15 protein-coding genes and 14 tRNA genes are annotated in these 18,264 nt (G+C 42.6%); 4 read left to right on the top strand and 25 right to left on the bottom strand.

Translation table 11 applies throughout. The features are described 5' to 3' along the window. Nucleotides 1–85: 85 nt before the first annotated feature. The 6 genes from lnt to mtgA form a co-directional block, all read right to left on the bottom strand. Nucleotides 86–1,639 carry an apolipoprotein N-acyltransferase gene (gene lnt / locus CZ809_RS13475; protein WP_080158174.1) on the bottom strand — a complete coding sequence of 518 codons (1,554 nt, stop codon included), beginning with the start codon at nt 1,637–1,639 and terminating at the stop codon, nt 86–88. Between the two features lie 3 nt (nt 1,640–1,642). Beyond that, nucleotides 1,643–2,515 (bottom strand): CNNM family magnesium/cobalt transport protein CorC, encoded by an 873-nt coding sequence (corC, locus tag CZ809_RS13470; protein ID WP_080158114.1) that lies wholly within the window; start codon nt 2,513–2,515, stop codon nt 1,643–1,645. Between the two features lie 82 nt (nt 2,516–2,597). Beyond that, a complete protein-coding gene (gene ybeY, locus CZ809_RS13465; RefSeq protein ID WP_080158113.1) occupies nt 2,598–3,059 on the bottom strand; it encodes an rRNA maturation RNase YbeY in 462 nt (153 codons plus the stop codon). Then, nucleotides 3,059–4,156: a PhoH family protein gene (locus tag CZ809_RS13460; RefSeq protein ID WP_080158112.1), complete on the bottom strand. Its 1,098-nt coding sequence runs from the start codon at nt 4,154–4,156 to the stop codon at nt 3,059–3,061. Before CZ809_RS13460 ends, ybeY begins: the two co-directional genes overlap by 1 nt. 112 nt (nt 4,157–4,268) lie before the next feature. After that, nucleotides 4,269–5,696, bottom strand: coding sequence for a tRNA (N6-isopentenyl adenosine(37)-C2)-methylthiotransferase MiaB (gene miaB, locus CZ809_RS13455; RefSeq protein ID WP_080158111.1), 1,428 nt, complete (start codon nt 5,694–5,696; stop codon nt 4,269–4,271). A 168-nt stretch (nt 5,697–5,864) separates the two neighbouring features. Next, nucleotides 5,865–6,593 carry a monofunctional biosynthetic peptidoglycan transglycosylase gene (gene mtgA / locus CZ809_RS13450; RefSeq protein ID WP_080158110.1) on the bottom strand — a complete coding sequence of 243 codons (729 nt, stop codon included), beginning with the start codon at nt 6,591–6,593 and terminating at the stop codon, nt 5,865–5,867. A gap of 169 nt (nt 6,594–6,762) precedes the next feature. Here mtgA and CZ809_RS13445 point away from each other — a divergent pair, with 169 nt between their 5' ends. Further along, nucleotides 6,763–7,923: a 2-octaprenyl-3-methyl-6-methoxy-1,4-benzoquinol hydroxylase gene (locus tag CZ809_RS13445; protein ID WP_080158109.1), complete on the top strand. Its 1,161-nt coding sequence runs from the start codon at nt 6,763–6,765 to the stop codon at nt 7,921–7,923. Nucleotides 7,924–8,085: 162 nt separating this feature from the next. On the opposite strand, the gene CZ809_RS13440 is transcribed toward CZ809_RS13445, so the two are convergent. The 19 genes from CZ809_RS13440 to lolB form a co-directional block, all read right to left on the bottom strand. Beyond that, a tRNA-Leu gene (locus CZ809_RS13440) sits at nt 8,086–8,170 on the bottom strand. 34 nt (nt 8,171–8,204) lie between these two features. Continuing rightward, a tRNA-Met gene (locus CZ809_RS13435) sits at nt 8,205–8,281 on the bottom strand. 38 nt (nt 8,282–8,319) lie between these two features. Then, a tRNA-Gln gene (locus tag CZ809_RS13430) sits at nt 8,320–8,394 on the bottom strand. A 41-nt stretch (nt 8,395–8,435) separates the two neighbouring features. Then, nucleotides 8,436–8,520, bottom strand: a tRNA-Leu gene (locus tag CZ809_RS13425). A gap of 81 nt (nt 8,521–8,601) precedes the next feature. Then, nucleotides 8,602–8,686 (bottom strand) — tRNA-Leu (locus CZ809_RS13420). A 33-nt stretch (nt 8,687–8,719) separates the two neighbouring features. Beyond that, nucleotides 8,720–8,794: transfer RNA gene (locus CZ809_RS13415), tRNA-Gln, on the bottom strand. A 64-nt stretch (nt 8,795–8,858) separates the two neighbouring features. Beyond that, nucleotides 8,859–8,943 (bottom strand) — tRNA-Leu (locus CZ809_RS13410). A 75-nt stretch (nt 8,944–9,018) separates the two neighbouring features. Then, nucleotides 9,019–9,103 (bottom strand) — tRNA-Leu (locus CZ809_RS13405). A 33-nt stretch (nt 9,104–9,136) separates the two neighbouring features. Further along, a tRNA-Gln gene (locus CZ809_RS13400) sits at nt 9,137–9,211 on the bottom strand. A gap of 64 nt (nt 9,212–9,275) precedes the next feature. Next, nucleotides 9,276–9,360: transfer RNA gene (locus tag CZ809_RS13395), tRNA-Leu, on the bottom strand. 80 nt (nt 9,361–9,440) lie between these two features. Next, nucleotides 9,441–9,517, bottom strand: a tRNA-Met gene (locus tag CZ809_RS13390). A gap of 38 nt (nt 9,518–9,555) precedes the next feature. Further along, nucleotides 9,556–9,630, bottom strand: a tRNA-Gln gene (locus CZ809_RS13385). A gap of 43 nt (nt 9,631–9,673) precedes the next feature. Then, a tRNA-Leu gene (locus CZ809_RS13380) sits at nt 9,674–9,758 on the bottom strand. Between the two features lie 50 nt (nt 9,759–9,808). Then, nucleotides 9,809–9,885, bottom strand: a tRNA-Met gene (locus tag CZ809_RS13375). A 304-nt stretch (nt 9,886–10,189) separates the two neighbouring features. Beyond that, the gene (ychF, locus tag CZ809_RS13370; RefSeq protein ID WP_080158108.1) at nt 10,190–11,281 is read right to left on the bottom strand and encodes a redox-regulated ATPase YchF; all 1,092 of its coding nucleotides are present in this window, start codon (nt 11,279–11,281) and stop codon (nt 10,190–10,192) included. Between the two features lie 94 nt (nt 11,282–11,375). Beyond that, nucleotides 11,376–11,966 carry an aminoacyl-tRNA hydrolase gene (gene pth / locus CZ809_RS13365; protein WP_080158107.1) on the bottom strand — a complete coding sequence of 197 codons (591 nt, stop codon included), beginning with the start codon at nt 11,964–11,966 and terminating at the stop codon, nt 11,376–11,378. 248 nt (nt 11,967–12,214) lie between these two features. Continuing rightward, nucleotides 12,215–13,162 (bottom strand): ribose-phosphate pyrophosphokinase, encoded by a 948-nt coding sequence (locus CZ809_RS13360; protein ID WP_036793517.1) that lies wholly within the window; start codon nt 13,160–13,162, stop codon nt 12,215–12,217. Nucleotides 13,163–13,194: 32 nt separating this feature from the next. Next, nucleotides 13,195–14,073: a 4-(cytidine 5'-diphospho)-2-C-methyl-D-erythritol kinase gene (ispE, locus tag CZ809_RS13355; RefSeq protein ID WP_080158106.1), complete on the bottom strand. Its 879-nt coding sequence runs from the start codon at nt 14,071–14,073 to the stop codon at nt 13,195–13,197. A 50-nt stretch (nt 14,074–14,123) separates the two neighbouring features. After that, complete coding sequence (gene lolB, locus CZ809_RS13350) at nt 14,124–14,795, bottom strand: lipoprotein insertase outer membrane protein LolB (RefSeq protein WP_080158105.1); 672 nt, start codon at nt 14,793–14,795, stop codon at nt 14,124–14,126. Between the two features lie 214 nt (nt 14,796–15,009). Here lolB and hemA point away from each other — a divergent pair, with 214 nt between their 5' ends. From hemA to prmC, 3 genes are read left to right on the top strand one after another with little or no spacing between them, the layout of a single operon-like run. Further along, nucleotides 15,010–16,272 (top strand): glutamyl-tRNA reductase, encoded by a 1,263-nt coding sequence (gene hemA / locus CZ809_RS13345; protein ID WP_080158104.1) that lies wholly within the window; start codon nt 15,010–15,012, stop codon nt 16,270–16,272. A gap of 45 nt (nt 16,273–16,317) precedes the next feature. Beyond that, nucleotides 16,318–17,406 (top strand): peptide chain release factor 1, encoded by a 1,089-nt coding sequence (prfA, locus tag CZ809_RS13340; RefSeq protein ID WP_080158103.1) that lies wholly within the window; start codon nt 16,318–16,320, stop codon nt 17,404–17,406. Beyond that, entirely contained in the window at nt 17,406–18,260 is an 855-nt protein-coding gene (prmC, locus tag CZ809_RS13335) for a peptide chain release factor N(5)-glutamine methyltransferase (protein ID WP_080158102.1), read from the top strand. The genes prfA and prmC overlap by 1 nt, the downstream gene beginning before the upstream one ends. Nucleotides 18,261–18,264: the final 4 nt, after the last annotated feature.

Genomic DNA, 18,264 nt, shown 5'->3' with positions numbered 1-18,264 from the left:
CGGAATTGCGGTTGTTATTAGCCAATGAAAGTACAATAAACTAACCGTAAAAAAAAAGGTGAAGTTATTAGCTTCACCTTATAGTTTATTCTGTTTCCGTTGGAGGTAAGTCACGGAAATGTCCGCGTTTACGTCGAACAAGTAGCCAAGATAACGCTAACGCCCATAAACAGTAACCGTATAATGGCCAGCTGCCTAAAGTGGTATACGGTGTCATTCCAATGGTTGGGATCACTTTATCTTTTAAAACACCTGTTACAAATTGTGGTAATTCTTTGGTGATGTGACCATTATGGTCAACCACGGCAGTAATACCAGTATTTGTGCCACGTAATAACGGCTTACCAAACTCAAGCGCCCGCATTTGGGCTATTTCCATATGTTGGAAGGGCCCGATTGAGCGCCCAAACCAAGCATCATTAGAAAGCGTGAGCAGTAACTCGGTTTTTTTGGTGATGTTTTCACGAATTTGCTCACCAAACGCAATCTCATAACACAAAGCCGGTGCAATTGAATAACCATGCGCTTGAATATTTGGTTGAATATAAGCGCCACGACTAAATGATGACATCGGTAGGTTAAAGAACGGTGCTAATGGACGTAGAATGCTCGCAAACGGTACAAATTCACCAAAAGGTAACAGATGATGCTTAGTATAACGCGTGGCTGTATTGTAGTTATACGGCCCATCTGCATCGACACCCAGTGTCAATATATTATTGAAAAACTCACCATCGGCTTTTTGATCTAAAATACCTGTAATCACCGTGCTGTTATTGGCACGTGCTGCAGCATCAAGATTCTGCAAGAAGGTCGGAATATCTTCTTCAAGCGCTGGAATAGCAGCTTCTGGCCATATAATTAAATCTGAACCCCAATTATCACGGGTGAGATCCATGTATTTCATCAAGGTTGGCCAGCGATGACTAGGTAACCACTTTTCTTCTTGTGAAATATTACCTTGAATTAAAGCAACGCTGACACTGTGCTTAGGATCGGGTTTTACCCACTGCGGAATACCCGCTAATACGGCTAATATTACCACTAACACCGCAACCATGAATGGACGCCAGTTACGGTAGTAGAGGGTCGCAGTAATCGATCCCGAGATGAGCACTAATGCGAGGGTGATCCCTTCGACACCAAAAATGGGTGCAAAGTGTGCCAATGGCGTATTAAGCTGGCTGTATCCCATCCATAGCCAAGGAAAGCCAGTAAAGAGCCAACCACGGATCCAATCAAGTACCAACCAAATAACAGGGCCAGATAGCAGTAATTGGTGCAAAGGACGTTGGCGGTTAAAGCGATTAAATAAATAGCCAAATAACGCTGGATATAACGCTAAATAGCTAATTAATAAAAACATTAAGAACATGCTGGCAATTTTAGGCATACCACCAAAGGTATCAATGCTGACATGTACCCAGCTGATACCGGTACCAAACATGCCTAGACCATAAAAAAAGCCAATCAGTGCTGAACGTTTAGGAGATTGTTTCTGTAATAAAAGGAAAAACAGAATCAGTGTTAATGGGGCGATAAATGCGTAGTCATAAGGAGCAAAAGACAAGGTTGCAATCGCACCCGCAGGGACAGCTGCAAGCAACTGTCCCAATGAGATGAGTGTTTTTTTTGTCATCATTTACGGAGTAATGGTAGGTTGAAATGCTTCGTCCGGTACAGTTACTTGTAACTGGATAACACGGCGGTTATCAGACGAGGTCACTTTAAAAGAATAACCATTAACTTCAACAACTTCACCGCGTGATGGCAGGTGACCAAAACTCATCATAACTAAGCCGCCGACAGTATCGACTTCTTCGTCACAAAATGAGGTATGGAACAGTTCATTGAAATCTTCAATGGTTGTTAGGGCTTTGACCGCGTAAGTATGCTTACTTAATTGACGAACTTCTTGCTCTTCTTCGTCGTCGAATTCATCTTCGATTTCGCCAACAATTTGCTCAAGAATGTCTTCAATAGTGATAACACCAGATACACCACCAAACTCATCAACCACAATTGCCATGTGGTAACGCTCTTCGCGGAATTCTTTTAATAGTCGATCAACGCGCTTACTTTCTGGCACTACAACGGCAGGACGTAATACTTTGTCGATATCAAAAGGTTCACTATCAGGCAATAAATAACGCAGTAAGTCTTTGGCTAATAGAATGCCTTCAACATGGTCTTTATCATCACTGATAACAGGGTAGCGAGAGTGCTGAGCTTCAACAATTAAATCAATAAGATCTTCTAGCTTCTGAGAACGCTCGATAGTTGTCATTTGTGAACGTGGGATCATAATGTCACGTACACGCATTTCAGCAATTTCCATTACACCTTCAAGCATGTCTCGAGTGTCATGGTCTATCAAATCGTTTTCTTCCGAATCACGGAATACTTCAACTAATTCTTCACGGTTTTGTGGTTCGCCTTGGAAAAATTGGCCAATACGTTCAAAGAAGGATTTTCTACTCGGACCTTCAGTTGTTGGAGAGTTATCTTCGTTCATTATTTACTTTATCAACTAAGTGGACATTGCCACGGAAATGCGGCTTGGTTTAGTAAGCCGCGGAATATTCGTTGGTATGTTACTACTTTTCAGAAATGTAAGGGTCGACAAAATCCATGTTTTGCATTATTTCAGTCTCTAATGCTTCCATTTCTTCTGCTTCATCATCTTCGATATGATCATAACCTAGCAGATGCAGACTGCCGTGTACAACCATATGTGCCCAATGTGCATTAAGCGGTTTTTGTTGCTCAATGGCTTCCGCTTCGACAACTTGACGACAAATAATTAAATCGCCAAGTAAATTCATTTCGATTTCAGGTGGCGCTTCAAATGGAAATGAAAGTACGTTTGTTGGTCGATCTTTGCCACGGTACTCAAGGTTGAGTGCATGACTTTCTTGCTCGTCAACTAATCGAATAGTGACTTCAGCATCGGCCTGAAATGGGATGACTGCGGCATTTAGCCATTGTTGAAATTCAGCTTCAGTCGGTAATCCAGTTTCGTCTGCTGTTGCAAGTTGTAGATCAAGATAAATCGCCATTAGTTACTCTTTTGTGATTCAATTTTAGCGGCAGTCGCAACGGCGAATAAGGCGGCGTCTTTGGCGTCTTGTTCTGTACGACGACGTTGTTCTGCTTGTTTACGTTGTTTTTGATCTTCACTTTCCCAAACTTCATAAGCTTGAACAATGCGAGCTACAACAGGGTGGCGCACAACGTCATTGGCTAAGAAAAAGTTAAAGCTAATATCTTCAACATTCGATAATACTTCAACCGCATGACGTAAACCTGAACGTGCGCCACGCGGTAAATCGATTTGAGTGACATCGCCGGTGATCACGGCGCGAGAATTAAAGCCAATACGAGTTAAGAACATTTTCATTTGTTCAACAGTCGTATTTTGGCTTTCATCTAAAATAATAAAGGCATCGTTCAGTGTTCGACCACGCATATAAGCCAATGGTGCGACTTCAATCACATTACGCTCAATCAGTTTTTCTACCCGTTCAAAACCGAGCATTTCAAATAAAGCATCATAAAGTGGGCGTAGGTATGGGTCGACTTTCTGGCTTAAATCACCGGGTAAGAAGCCTAACTTTTCACCAGCCTCAACCGCGGGACGAGTTAGCAGAATACGGCGCACTTCTTGGCGCTCAAGCGCATCAACGGCGGCGGCAACAGCAAGGTAGGTCTTACCAGTACCCGCAGGGCCAACACCAAAGGTAATATCATGGGTTACGATATTGGCAATGTATTGGGCTTGGTTGGGTGTACGTGGTTTTATGATCCCTTTTTTGGTTTTTATATGGACTTCTTTACCAAAAGGAATACTTGTTTCTACGGTTTGTTCTAGGACGCCAGAAGCTTTGATCGCCAGATGAATATGGTCGGGTTCAATATCTGGAATGTTGTTATGTACGGGAGCCGTATCAACGTATAAATCTTTAATGATATTGGTGGCAATATCAGCAGTGTGTGGTTGACCCACGACGCTAAAGTGGTTGCTGCGATGATTGATTTCAACACCTAAACGACGTTCTAGTTGTTTGATGTTGTCGTCGAAAGGACCACAAAGGCTGGAAAGACGCTGATTATCAGCTGGTTCCAGATCAAATTCTACAGTAATTATCTTGCTCAAGGTTTGCCTCTCATTGAGGTCGCCTAAATGTAGGCGACCATATTTTCAGGGCATGCGACTTACTTTGAATAATAGTGATTACTGCGCGTGATTTGACGGCAGTGAACGACAGTTATTCTGGAGTATATACGCCTACACCTAAATCATCTTCACGGCGCGTTTTTGCCATCATTGCTGCTGGTGACATTGCAACGCGAAGATCCATTTCTGCTTCAGTACGAACAAGTTCGCCACGTAATGAGTTAGTAAATACATCGATGATTTTTACATCAACAAATTGACCAATTAACTCAGCAGAGCCTTCAAAGTTTACAATACGGTTGTTTTCAGTACGACCGCGTAGTTCCATCACATTTTTACGCGATGGACCTTCAACTAAAATACGTTGCTCTGTGCCAAGCATTTGACGAGCATGGCGCATCGCTTGACTATTTAGTTGTTGCTGTAGGGCGTACAGACGCTCTTTCTTCACTTCTTCAGTCAGATCACATGGGTAATCTGCTGCTGGCGTACCAGGGCGAGGTGAGAAGATAAAGCTGTAACTAATATCAAAATCGATATCACGAATCAGTTTCATGGTATCTTCGAAATCTTGATCAGATTCACCTGGGAACGCGACAATAAAGTCTGAGCTCATGGTGATATCTGGGCGTACTTTACGTAACTTACGAATTTTTGACTTATATTCAAGTACCGTATGAGGACGCTTCATCATCGTTAGAATACGATCTGAACCACTTTGTACTGGTAGGTGTAAGTAGTTAACCAGCTCAGGGGTATCTTTATAAACGTCAATAATGTCGTCAGTAAATTCAATCGGGTGACTGGTTGTGTAACGTACACGGTCAATACCGTCAATCGCCGCTACTAAACGTAGAAGTTCAGCAAAGCTGGCAAGTTCACCATCATGTGTTGGACCACGGAATGCATTCACGTTTTGGCCAAGCAGGTTAACTTCACGTACACCTTGATCTGCCAGTTGAGCAATTTCAAATAACACGTCATCAATTGGACGGCTAACTTCTTCGCCACGGGTGTAAGGCACTACACAATACGTACAGTATTTAGAACAGCCTTCCATGATAGACACAAATGCTGTTGCGCCGTCTGCACGAGGCTCAGGCAAACTATCGAACTTTTCAATCTCAGGGAATGAAATGTCCATCACGGTTTTTTCATTTGATTGAGAACGTTTAATCATCTCTGGCAAACGGTGTAGGGTTTGTGGACCAAAGATAACATCAACGTAAGGTGCGCGTTTGCGAATAGAATCGCCTTCTTGAGTCGCTACACAGCCACCAACGCCGATCACTAGATCAGGTTTTTTATCTTTTAGTTTTTTCCAACGGCCTAGCTGGTGGAAAACTTTTTCTTGTGCTTTTTCACGGATCGAACAGGTATTAAGTAGCAGAACATCTGCTTCTTCTGGGATTTCTGTTAACTCGAAGCCATTAGCAGCATTAAGAAGATCGGCCATTTTTGATGAATCGTATTCGTTCATCTGGCAGCCCCAGGTTTTAATCAGCAGTTTCTTCGCCATCTCTCTTCGCTCGTAGTGTTGATTCATTACATTCAGATTACGGGCTGACAGGCCGCATTACCGTATGTAAAAGGTAATGCCCTGTAGCAAGCCGCGTATTGTACTGCTTTAAACTCGGTCTGACTAGATCATCACCACCCTGAAAAAAGTGTGGTCTTTTGGGATTGACTAGCGATAGAGATTAAAAGATTTAAAAAGTGATTGTTCATCATAGACCTTATTTAGCGTAACCATACCTAGTTGACGCATTTGTTTACGGATCCATAATGTTCGTTGATAGACATAATTACTCATTGGACTGGCTTTTATTTTATACGGATTAGGTAATACTGCGGCTAGTTGTGCTGCTTGCTGAGCGCTAAGTCGACTCGCTGGAATATGGAAAAAATGCTCACTAGCCGCTTGAACACCATAGATCCCTGGACCAAATTCAATGACGTTTAAGTAGGTTTCTAAAATACGATCTTTGCCCCAAATAACCTCCATCCATAATGCAAAATACAATTCGATGCCTTTACGAATGAAAGAATGGCTGGGAAATAAAAACACATTCTTAGCGGTTTGTTGAGTAATGGTACTGGCTCCTCGGCTAGGGCCGTTTTTACCACTGTGTTCAAGTACAGATAAAGTGGCACTAAGATCGATACCATGATGTTCTGGAAAGGTTTGATCTTCTGAGGCTATCACCGCTAATTGCATATTTTTTGAAATCTTATCCAAATTAACCCATTGATGATGTGTTTGCTTTGGATAACCTTGTGGTGGAAATAGAGTACGGCTAATTTCCCAGCCCCAAAACGGTGGGTTGATAAATTTAAAAATAATGATTAGTACAATAGGCACAATTAACGCGCTTAAAATAAGTTTAATAGTAAAACGTTTAAAGCCTGCCAGCATGGTGGTTGGATTCCTGTCAGCGATGAGAGGGAGTCGCTAATGGGCGATTAGCGATGAATACATTATGGTAGTATCCCAATAACCGTATTTTCTTATACAATCATCTAACACAATGGTTTGAAAGATTATAACCAAATAATAAGCTTGGGCATAATAGGTAGGTAAAGATATGGAACAATATGATGTCATTGTTGCCGGCGGCGGTATGGTGGGGGCTGCTACCGCGATTGGTTTAGCGCAACAAGGGCTAGATGTGGCTGTAATTGAAGGCTATGCACCACAGCCCTTTATGTTAGCCCAAGCGATGGATTTACGTGTTTCGGCTATTTCTCCACGTTCAGTTGCCCTATTAGAACAATTAGGCGCATGGCAATCTGTAATGGCGATGCGTTTATGTCCCTTTAAGCGTCTTGAAACGTGGGAACATTCTGAGTGTCGCACGCGGTTTAATGCCGATGAGATGCATCTGCAGCAATTGGGTTATATTGTTGAAAACCGTGTACTTCAATTAGCGCTATGGCAACAGTTTGAACAATACGACAATATTACTTTATTGTGTCCAGCAACCATGGTGGCAGCAACTGCGATTGATGATGGTTATCAGATTGAATTAGACGATGGCTCACTGCTTAATTGTTGTTTACTCATTGGTGCTGATGGCGCTAACTCTCAAGTACGCCAGCAAGTAAATATTGGTATTACCGCATGGGATTATCGTCAACATTGTATGCTAATTAATATCACGACGGCTTTGCCACAACAGGATATTACTTGGCAGCAGTTCACCCCCGCGGGGCCGCGGTCATTTTTACCTTTGCCTGGTCATCAAGGATCACTTGTTTGGTATGACTCTCCTGCTCGAATTCGTCAATTATCAGCAATGCCTGCCGCGCAATTACAGGCAGAGATCATGGCAACGTTCCCGAGTGAATTAGGTGAGTTTACCGTGCTTAATCATGGTAGCTTTCCCTTAACTCGTCGTCATGCACAAACATACTATAAACCCAATGTGGTGTTATTAGGTGATGCAGCCCACACCATTAATCCATTAGCTGGGCAAGGGGTTAATTTGGGCTTTAAAGATGTTGCTTGTTTAATCGATAAAATCAGCCAAGCTGGTGGTGAGTGGCAACAACCTCACGTTCTGGCTAATTATGAACGTTGTCGTCGGCCTGATAATTTGATTATGCAAACTGGAATGGATTTTTTCTACAGCACGTTTAGTAATAATATTGGGCCATTAAAGTTACTGCGTAATGTTGGATTACGGGCTGCTGATCATACTGGTGTGATAAAAAAACACGTATTGAAGTATGCAATGGGGATATAACGATAGTATTGAATGTCTTTTGTAACGAAAATAAAAACAAAAAGCCGAGTAAAATTAATTACTCGGCTTTTTATTTATTCTTTTATTTGCCGTCGTCATCAATAGAGATGATCACTATATTGCAGATAAAAGAAAACCTACTCAAAGAGTAGGTCTCTAATATGGTGCGGAAGGAGAGACTTGAACTCTCACACCTTACGGCGCTAGAACCTAAATCTAGTGCGTCTACCAATTCCGCCACTTCCGCAAATTTTTATTCTTAACTGTCATCAGAAAAGAAATGGTGGCTACGACGGGATTCGAACCTGTGACCCCATCATTATGAGTGATGTGCTCTAACCAACTGAGCTACGTAGCCAACATAGAGTACTGAAATAAATCAATATTCTTAAAGAGTGGCAGGTCTACCTGGATTCGAACCAGGGTATGACGGCATCAAAAGCCGTTGCCTTACCGCTTGGCGATAGACCTACAATGCTTATTTTCATAAGACTTTTCACAAACTAGAGAGATGGTGCGGAAGGAGAGACTTGAACTCTCACACCTTACGGCGCTAGAACCTAAATCTAGTGCGTCTACCAATTCCGCCACTTCCGCATATTGTCAGTTATAAATAACCGTATTTCTCTAGTGTATTGTTTAAATCAGTAATTGGTAAAAAGCCGATTTAAAGAATAATGGTGCGGAAGGAGAGACTTGAACTCTCACACCTTACGGCGCTAGAACCTAAATCTAGTGCGTCTACCAATTCCGCCACTTCCGCAATGATTAACTGTCGCAACAATTAATCTAAATATGGCAGGTCTACCTGGATTCGAACCAGGGTATGACGGCATCAAAAGCCGTTGCCTTACCGCTTGGCGATAGACCTACAGTGCTTAAATACATAAGCGTTGCTTGTTGGGTAGTAACAAGACTTTTTAAATCAGAGAGAATGGTGCGGAAGGAGAGACTTGAACTCTCACACCTTGCGGCGCTAGAACCTAAATCTAGTGCGTCTACCAATTCCGCCACTTCCGCATATTGTCAGTTACGAATAACTGTTGTTTCTCTGATCGTATTTTTCACATTAACCGTAGTTAAGATGAAGAATAATGGTGCGGAAGGAGAGACTTGAACTCTCACACCTTACGGCGCTAGAACCTAAATCTAGTGCGTCTACCAATTCCGCCACTTCCGCAATGATTAACTGTCGCAACAATTAATCTAAATATGGCAGGTCTACCTGGATTCGAACCAGGGTATGACGGCATCAAAAGCCGTTGCCTTACCGCTTGGCGATAGACCTACAGTGCTTAAATACATAAGCGTTGCTTGTTGGGTAGTAACAAGACTTTTTAAATCAGAGAGAATGGTGCGGAAGGAGAGACTTGAACTCTCACACCTTGCGGCGCTAGAACCTAAATCTAGTGCGTCTACCAATTCCGCCACTTCCGCATATTGTCAGTTATAAATAACTGTTGTCTCTGATTGTATTTTTCAATTAAGTATAGGTAAATACTTAGTTGAAGAATAAATGGTGGCTACGACGGGATTCGAACCTGTGACCCCATCATTATGAGTGATGTGCTCTAACCAACTGAGCTACGTAGCCAACATAGAATACTGAAATAAATCAATACTCTTAAAGAGTGGCAGGTCTACCTGGATTCGAACCAGGGTATGACGGCATCAAAAGCCGTTGCCTTACCGCTTGGCGATAGACCTACAGTGTGCTTTTTCAAGCTATCTCTCAACTCTATTGAGAGAATGGTGCGGAAGGAGAGACTTGAACTCTCACACCTTACGGCGCTAGAACCTAAATCTAGTGCGTCTACCAATTCCGCCACTTCCGCATTTTATCAATGAACAAGCATTGACTTTCAATCTTATAATAAAATTGAAATGGTGGCTACGACGGGATTCGAACCTGTGACCCCATCATTATGAGTGATGTGCTCTAACCAACTGAGCTACGTAGCCATTTTGCTTCCAACAGCCACTGCTCTTAGTGAGCCGCTTCGTTGGGAACGGGGCGCATTATGCTCATACCAGCTAAAACCGTCAATAGTTTTTTTTGAAAAACAGCGAAAATTCGTTTGTTCGTCGGTTATTTGGGCGAACTGGGCGAATCACAAACTGATATATGAATTGTCAGCTAACAATAATTAAAATTGTGACCTAGCGCTGATTTATTTTTAGGCTTGAGGTGATAAAAAATAAGCCAGCATAATGCTGGCTTATTCATCAATTCATCGTTATATCAATAATAATTGAATAGAAACGATTATACATTGAAGCGGAAATGTACTACATCACCGTCTTTAACGATGTAATCTTTACCTTCTAGACGCCATTTACCCGCATCTTTTGCTGCTGATTCGCCGCCGCATTCGATGTAATCATCGTAGCCGATAACTTCAGCACGAATAAAACCTTTTTCAAAGTCTGTGTGGATAACACCCGCAGCTTTTGGTGCAGTAGCGCCAACAGGGATAGTCCAAGCACGCACTTCTTTAACACCAGCCGTGAAGTAGGTTTGTAGTGATAGTAGTTCATAACCAGAACGAATAACACGGTTAAGACCAGGTTCTTCGATACCCATGTCAGCCAAGAACTCTTCACGATCTTCATCGTCAAGTTCTGCGATTTCAGATTCCATTGCCGCACAGATAGGCACAACAATCGCGTTTTCTGTTGCAGCACGCTCAATAACTTTGTCTAGGAATGGGTTATTTTCAAAACCGTCATCATTAACGTTAGCAATGTACATGGTTGGCTTTAGCGTTAAGAAGTGCAGGTAATCTACTGCTGCTTTTTCTTCTTTGCTTAGTTCCATTGAACGTAGCATTTCGCCGTCAGTTAATATTGGCAGCATTTTTTCTAGTACTTTGATCTCAGTTTTAGCATCGTTATCACCGCCTTTAGCTCGCTTAGCGACACGGAAAATAGCGCGCTCACAGGTATCAAGGTCAGCCATTGCTAATTCAAGGTTGATGATATCGATATCTTCAAGAGGGTCAATACGGCCAGCAACGTGAACGATGTTCTCATTTTCAAAACAACGAACAACGTGACCAATAGCATCAGTTTCACGAATGTTAGCTAAGAACTTGTTACCAAGACCTTCACCTTTAGATGCGCCAGCAACAAGGCCTGCGATGTCTACAAATTCCATTGTGGTTGGCAGAATACGTTCTGGTTTAACGAATACTGCTAATGCATCCATGCGAGGATCTGGCACAGGTACAACACCTGTGTTTGGCTCGATAGTACAGAATGGGAAGTTAGCTGCCTCGATGCCTGCTTTTGTTAAGGCATTGAACAGTGTTGACTTACCAACGTTTGGTAGACCTACGATACCGCATTTAAAACCCATGGCTTGTAACCCTTTTGGTGATTATTCTGTAACAACTCAACTATAGTACTCAATGGTGAGTCTATAACGACAAAACAGTACTGTTATCAGTGTGCTATTCTGCCTTGAATGAATGAAGACGATTTTGTGCCTTACTGAGGCCGTCTTTTAGAAGCACATCAATACAGCGCACTGATTCGTCAACGGCTGCATTAATAAGTTCTTGATCTTTGGCCGGTGCCTTTCCTAGCACATAACCAGCGACTTTATTTTTATCGCCAGGGTGGCCAATGGCAATCCTTAGACGATAGAAATCTTTGTTATTGCCCATTTTGCTAATGATATCACGTAGGCCATTATGACCACCGTGACCACCGCCTTTTTTAAACTTGGCAACACCAGGAGGTAAGTCAAGTTCATCATGCGCCACTAAAATTTCTTCCGGTTTAATTTGGAAAAAATTAGCAAGCGCAGCAACAGACTTACCCGATAAATTCATGAATGTGGTTGGGATCAACAAGCGAAGATCTTGACCATTAGTTGTGATCCTGCCTGTTAGACCAAAATATTTTGGATCTTGACGTAGGGTAACGTTATGGACTCGAGCTAGTTCTTCAACGACCCATGCACCAGCATTATGGCGGGTTTGTGCATACTCTTGGCCAGGGTTTGCCAGGCCGACAAGTAACCGAATATTATTACTCACGCTTGTCTCTCTTGTCATATAGCAGTAGTGATAGCGTTTTGTGATGACCACTGTAATGGTTAAACCGAGCAATAGTCGGGTTCAAAACGCGCGCTATATTATACTAAATCAAGTGAAATTGATACGACTCTGCGGTGATCGGGTTTTTCAGCAGTCAATAAAAAATAAAACGCCCCGCAAAAGCGAGGCGTTGGTTTTTATTTAGCTAAGAATTTAGCTGAGATAAATCTCATTCTAATCGAACGTGATTAGTGCTCAAACATCGCAGAAATTGATTCTTCGTTGCTGATACGACGAATCGCTTCAGCTAGCATGCCTGACAGCGTAAGTACTGATACTTTACCTGTTGCAGCAATTTCTTTTGTTAGTGGAATTGAGTCAGTCACAATGATTTCATCAATGACAGATTCAGTGATGTTTTGTAGCGCACTACCCGAGAATACAGGGTGGGTCGCGTATGCAAATACACGTTTAGCACCGCGTTCTTTTAGTGCTTCAGCCGCTTTACATAATGTACCGCCAGTATCGATCATGTCATCAACGATAATACAATCGCGACCTTCAACATCACCGATTAGGTGCATAACTTGAGAAACGTTAGCACGTGGACGACGCTTATCGATGATAGCAATATCAGTATCATCTAATAGTTTTGCAATTGCGCGCGCACGTACAACACCACCGATATCAGGAGAAACAACCACTGGATCTTGTAGGTCTTTCGCTAACATATCTTCTAGCAGCACAGGGCTACCAAATACGTTATCTACAGGAACGTCGAAGAAACCTTGGATTTGTTCAGCGTGTAGATCAACCGTTAGTACGCGGTCAACACCTACATTAGAAAGGAAGTCAGCAACAACTTTGGCAGTGATTGGTACACGAGCAGAACGTACACGACGATCTTGACGCGCATAACCGAAGTATGGAATCACAGCAGTAATACGACCTGCAGAAGCACGACGTAATGCATCGATCATAACAACCAGTTCCATTAGGTTGTCGTTAGTTGGTGCACAAGTTGATTGAATAATGAATACGTCGCTACCACGCACGTTTTCATTAATTTGCACACATACTTCACCATCGGAGAAACGGTCAACCGTTGCGTCTCCTAATGAAATATAAAGACGATCAGCGATGCGTTGGGCTAGTTCTGGTGTAGCGTTACCAGCAAACAGCTTCATATCAGGCACGGTGTAAACCTCAGGTTGCGTCCAAGTTGTAATTACTGACAATCCATAGAATATGTGGCTAGCGTTGTCATCAAAGGAGATACGTTAACACCTTTTGCGACAAATCCCTGGAGCCAGTCAGGTAAATTATTCAAAATATCATTGGCATTTTGCTCGGAGTCACATTCAGCAAACACACAAGCGCCAGTACCAGTTAATCTTGACGGTGCATATTCTAACAGCCATGAAAGCGCCTGATCAACCTCGGGATTAAGACTTCTTACAATTTTTTCGCAATCGTTTTCGTAAACCCCACGTAACAGGGCATCTAAGCTGCGTTTTTTTGTATTACGTGGTAGTTGCGGATGGTTGAAAATTTCAGCAGTTGCGATGCTAATATCGGGTTTAGCGATGAGGTACCATTTTTCTTGTGGTAATGCAGGTTGTAATTTTTCACCAATTCCTTCTGCGAATGCACTATGACCTCGAACAAAAACAGGCACATCAGCCCCTAGTTTTAAGCCGATAGCGGCAAGTTCATCAACGGAGAGGTGTGTTTGCCATAAAAAATTCAATGCGACTAAGGTTGTTGCGGCATTGGATGAACCACCACCTAAACCGCCACCCATAGGCAAAATTTTATCAATGTGAATCTCTGCTCCAAAATTTACTTGCGCGGCTTGGCGCAAAGCAATGGCTGCGCGATAAATTAAATTATCTTCGGTAGCAACACCTGTAATGGTGGGTGTTAGGGTTATTTCACTATCTTGACGGGCTGTTATGGTTAATGTATCACCATAATCAACAAACTGAAATAACGTTTGCAAGTCATGATAACCGTTGTCTCGCTGACCTGTAATATAAAGAAAAAGGTTAAGTTTTGCAGGTGCTGGCCACTGAGTGGCAATATCAAATTTGGCGTTGTGGTTCATGAAAATAACTCATTATTACGTAAATTTAAAATATGAATAAACCAAGGTTATTACGCTGTTTTCCATTGGGAGACTTTTATTTTTATGGTTAAATTTCCTTGCGTTAAGGTCATTAGTGTTGGCAGTGAGGGTACTTGAGTATTGTCATAAGTACTGTAATGCATCTCCCAAGTTCGACCCGCTATTCTTTTGGTTAAAAAGGCGACTTGGTCATTTTTATTGAGTAGGTAATGATCGGCTCCTGTGGGTAAACCGATTAGCCAATCTTGCATTTGTTGGAGTGGTAAGCTAATGCCTGTGAGCTGTTGTACGAGTTGTGCTGCATTGGTTCCATGGTAGGTTTTACCATCTGGATCGGTCAGCGTTACCGCATTAGGACGAGCATCCAACTTAAGGATCGTTTTATACATTTTGGTTAAAATAAGTTGATAATCATCAGGTTGGTTTTGCCAATTAAAGGACAGCGTCACCCGTTGTTGTGGGCTAATATAACCAAAGACACCTTGAGCATGATAATTGGTGAGTTGTTTTAATTGGGCTTGATGGAGGGGCCAATCGGCTTTATGCGTTACTGTCGGTTGCTGGGCACAACCTGCAAGCAGTGATAGCGATAAAGCGAAAAATGCACTAAGCCATTTTTTTTGATGTGCTGTAACCACATTTTTGAGTGGCGGGGTTACCGACGTGAAAGTGATATTTTTAACAAGATTACGCAATATCATCGTAGGGGATCTCTATCAAAATGAGTCAAAACAATAGCGATAATTTAATCGAATGCCAAATTATACCCCCTAACGAAGCTAAGAAGGTGGCTAAAAAACGATAAAAATGGTGTCATTATGGATTGATTACGTCTGTTGCCTTTTATTACGACATGGCATCAAGTAAAATCTGCACCTTAGATTTTTTCACTGCCAAAGTGGGTATACTGTTTCCATGACCTTGCTTGCATTAGGAATCAACCACAAAACAGCTTCTGTTGATTTGCGTGAGAAGGTAGCTTTTTCTCCTGAAAAACTGTCTTTGGCACTGCAGGAGCTTAAAAACCATCCTGAGGTATCAAGTGCGGTTATTGTATCGACATGCAACCGTACCGAAGTTTACTGTGAATTATCACAGTCAGGACCGGGTGTGATTATTGACTGGTTGACCAAATTTCATCAGATCACAGCCGAAGAATTGATGCCAAGCCTGTATTTTCATGAACAACAAGCTGCGGCGCGACATTTAATGCGTGTGGCGTGTGGCTTAGATTCGTTAGTATTAGGCGAACCGCAAATCCTAGGACAGGTGAAGCAGTCTTATTCGGAATCAAAAGACAATGGAACTGTGGTTGGTACCTTAGAAAAATTGTTTCAAAAAACGTTTACTGTCGCAAAGCGAGTACGCACTGAAACCGATATCGGTGGCAATGCGGTGTCTGTCGCCTATGCTGCATGTTCGTTGGCTAGACAAATTTTTGAAGCTTTATCAGGTGTGACGATGTTGCTCATCGGAGCAGGAGAGACCATTGAGTTGGTTGCTCGTCATGCAGTTGAACAAGGCTGTAACCGTTTAATTGTTGCCAATAGAACCCGTGAGCGTGCTGCTAATCTAGCGCGAGAATTTGGTGCTGAAGTGATTGGCTTAGAAGATATTCCCAATCACCTTCATTGTGCTGATATTGTGATTAGCTCAACGGCAAGCCCATTACCCATTGTCGGTAAAGGCATGGTCGAAGTCGCGTTGAAGCAACGTCGCAATCAGCCAATGCTCTTTGTTGATATCGCCGTACCACGTGATATTGAATCACAGGTGGGCGATCTTAATGACGTCTATTTATATTCTGTTGATGATCTGCATTCGATTGTCGAGAAAAATCGTGAGCAACGTAAAGTGGCTGCGATTCAAGCTGAGGCGATAATAGCTGAAGAAAGTATTGCCTTTTTACAGTGGCTACGTTCACTGGAAGCGGTGGATAGTATTCGTGATTATCGCCAATACGCAGAAGCAATAAAAAATGAGCTGTTACAACGCAGCTTACAAGCAATCGCCAATGGCACCGATCCTGAAAGAGCCTTGGTAGAATTGAGTAATAAATTAACCAATAAGCTTATCCATGCCCCGACGAAAGCCATGCAACAGGTCGCCAAAGATGGTGAATCTGACAAATTGGTTGTGATCCGTGAAGCACTTGGGCTGGATTCCTATAACGATTAGTAGTTGATGGCCTAGGCCTTCACTCCGCACCCTAATTAGAAGATTATGAAGCAATCAATTTTAGTTAAATTAGAAACGCTGGTTGAACGTTACGAAGAAGTTCAACATTTACTGGGTGATCCCGGTGTTCTTAGTGATCAAAACCGATTCCGCGCACTATCAAAAGAGTATTCTCAGCTTGAAGAAGTGACCAAGTGTTTCCAAGCGTACCAACAAGCGAAAGATGATCTTGAAGCCGCTGAAGAAATGGCGCAAGAAGATGACGCTGAAATGCGCGAAATGGCACTAGAAGAAATCAAAGACGCGAAAGCTGAAATTGAACGTTTAGCGGATGAGTTACAACTATTATTGATTCCTAAAGATCCTAATGATGATCGTAACTGTTTCGTTGAAATTCGCGCAGGTGCTGGTGGCGATGAAGCAGGTATTTTCGCGGGTGACTTGTTCCGTATGTACAGTAAATATGCTGAGCGTCGTGGCTGGCGTATGGAGATCATCAATGAAAACCGTTCAGAGCAAGGCGGTTACAAAGAGATGATTGCTAAAGTAAACGGCGATGGCGCTTATGGCGTATTAAAATTTGAGTCAGGCGGTCACCGTGTACAACGTGTACCTGCTACAGAATCTCAAGGCCGTGTACATACTTCTGCTTGTACTATCGCAATTTTACCTGAAATTCCAGAAGCTGAAATTCCTGATATTAATGCAGGTGATTTAAGAATCGATACTTTCCGTTCATCTGGCGCAGGTGGTCAGCACGTTAACACCACCGATTCTGCAATTCGTATTACTCACTTACCAACAGGTATTGTGGTTGAGTGTCAAGATGAACGTTCACAACATAAGAACAAAGCGAAAGCAATGTCTGTTCTTGCTGCGCGTATTATTAAAGCGGAAGAGGAACGTCGTCATGAAGCAGAAGCAAGTACTCGTCGTAACTTGTTAGGCTCAGGTGATCGTTCTGACCGTATTCGTACTTATAACTACCCACAAGGTCGTGTTTCTGATCACCGTATTACGCTAACACTTTACCGTTTAAATGAAGTGATGGAAGGTGACTTAGACGCCTTGATCCAACCTGTATTTACTGAATACCAAGCCGATCAGCTTGCTGCGATGGCTGAGCAAAACTAATGTCACGTAGCATTGAATGTCTATTACAACAGACCAGTGCACAACTTGCGATTGCGGGCTCAAATAGCCCGCAATTAGACAGTGCTGTATTGCTATGTCATGTATTAGATAAACCGCGTAGTTATTTGTTAACATGGCCTGAAAAGCAGCTTGATGATACGCAATTTGACATGTTTTCAGCGTTATTAGCCCGTCGAATAGCGGGTGAGCCGATTGCTTATATTGTCGGCGAACGTGAGTTTTGGTCATTGTCATTAAAAGTGGCTCCGTCGACATTAATTCCCCGTCCTGATACTGAAAGATTGGTTGAACTCGCGTTAGAGAAAATTCCAACGCATCAATGTCAGGTACTAGATTTAGGGACCGGAACAGGCGCCATAGCCTTAGCTATCGCATCTGAACGAGCGGATATTGCCGTTACTGGAATTGATTTACGCCCCGAAGCCGTCGCATTAGCCACTGAAAATAGCCACAGATTAGATATTACCAATAGCCGTTTTTTATGCGGTAGTTGGTATTCCCCACTTGAACAACAGCCTCAATTTGCCGTCATTGTCAGTAATCCGCCTTATATAGATGAAGCGGATCCACATCTGATTGAAGGTGATGTACGCTTTGAACCTAAAAGTGCGTTAGTCGCTAGTGATAACGGACTCGCTGATATTCGTATTATTAGCCAATATGGACGCCAATATTTATTACCTGACGGTTGGTTACTCATGGAACATGGTTTTGAACAAGGCGCAGCCGTTCGAATGATTCTTGAGCAATTAGGCTATGTGCAGGTATCAACATGTCAGGATTATGCTGGGCTCGATCGTGTTACGATGGGTTGCTGGCAAGGAGATCATTAACAAT

Source organism: Photobacterium piscicola, assembly GCF_900166965.1.
Classification (GTDB): Bacteria; Pseudomonadota; Gammaproteobacteria; order Enterobacterales; family Vibrionaceae; genus Photobacterium; species Photobacterium piscicola.
The sequence above is the reverse complement of the archived record's forward strand: the minus strand, read 5'-3'. Positions and strand labels throughout refer to the sequence as shown.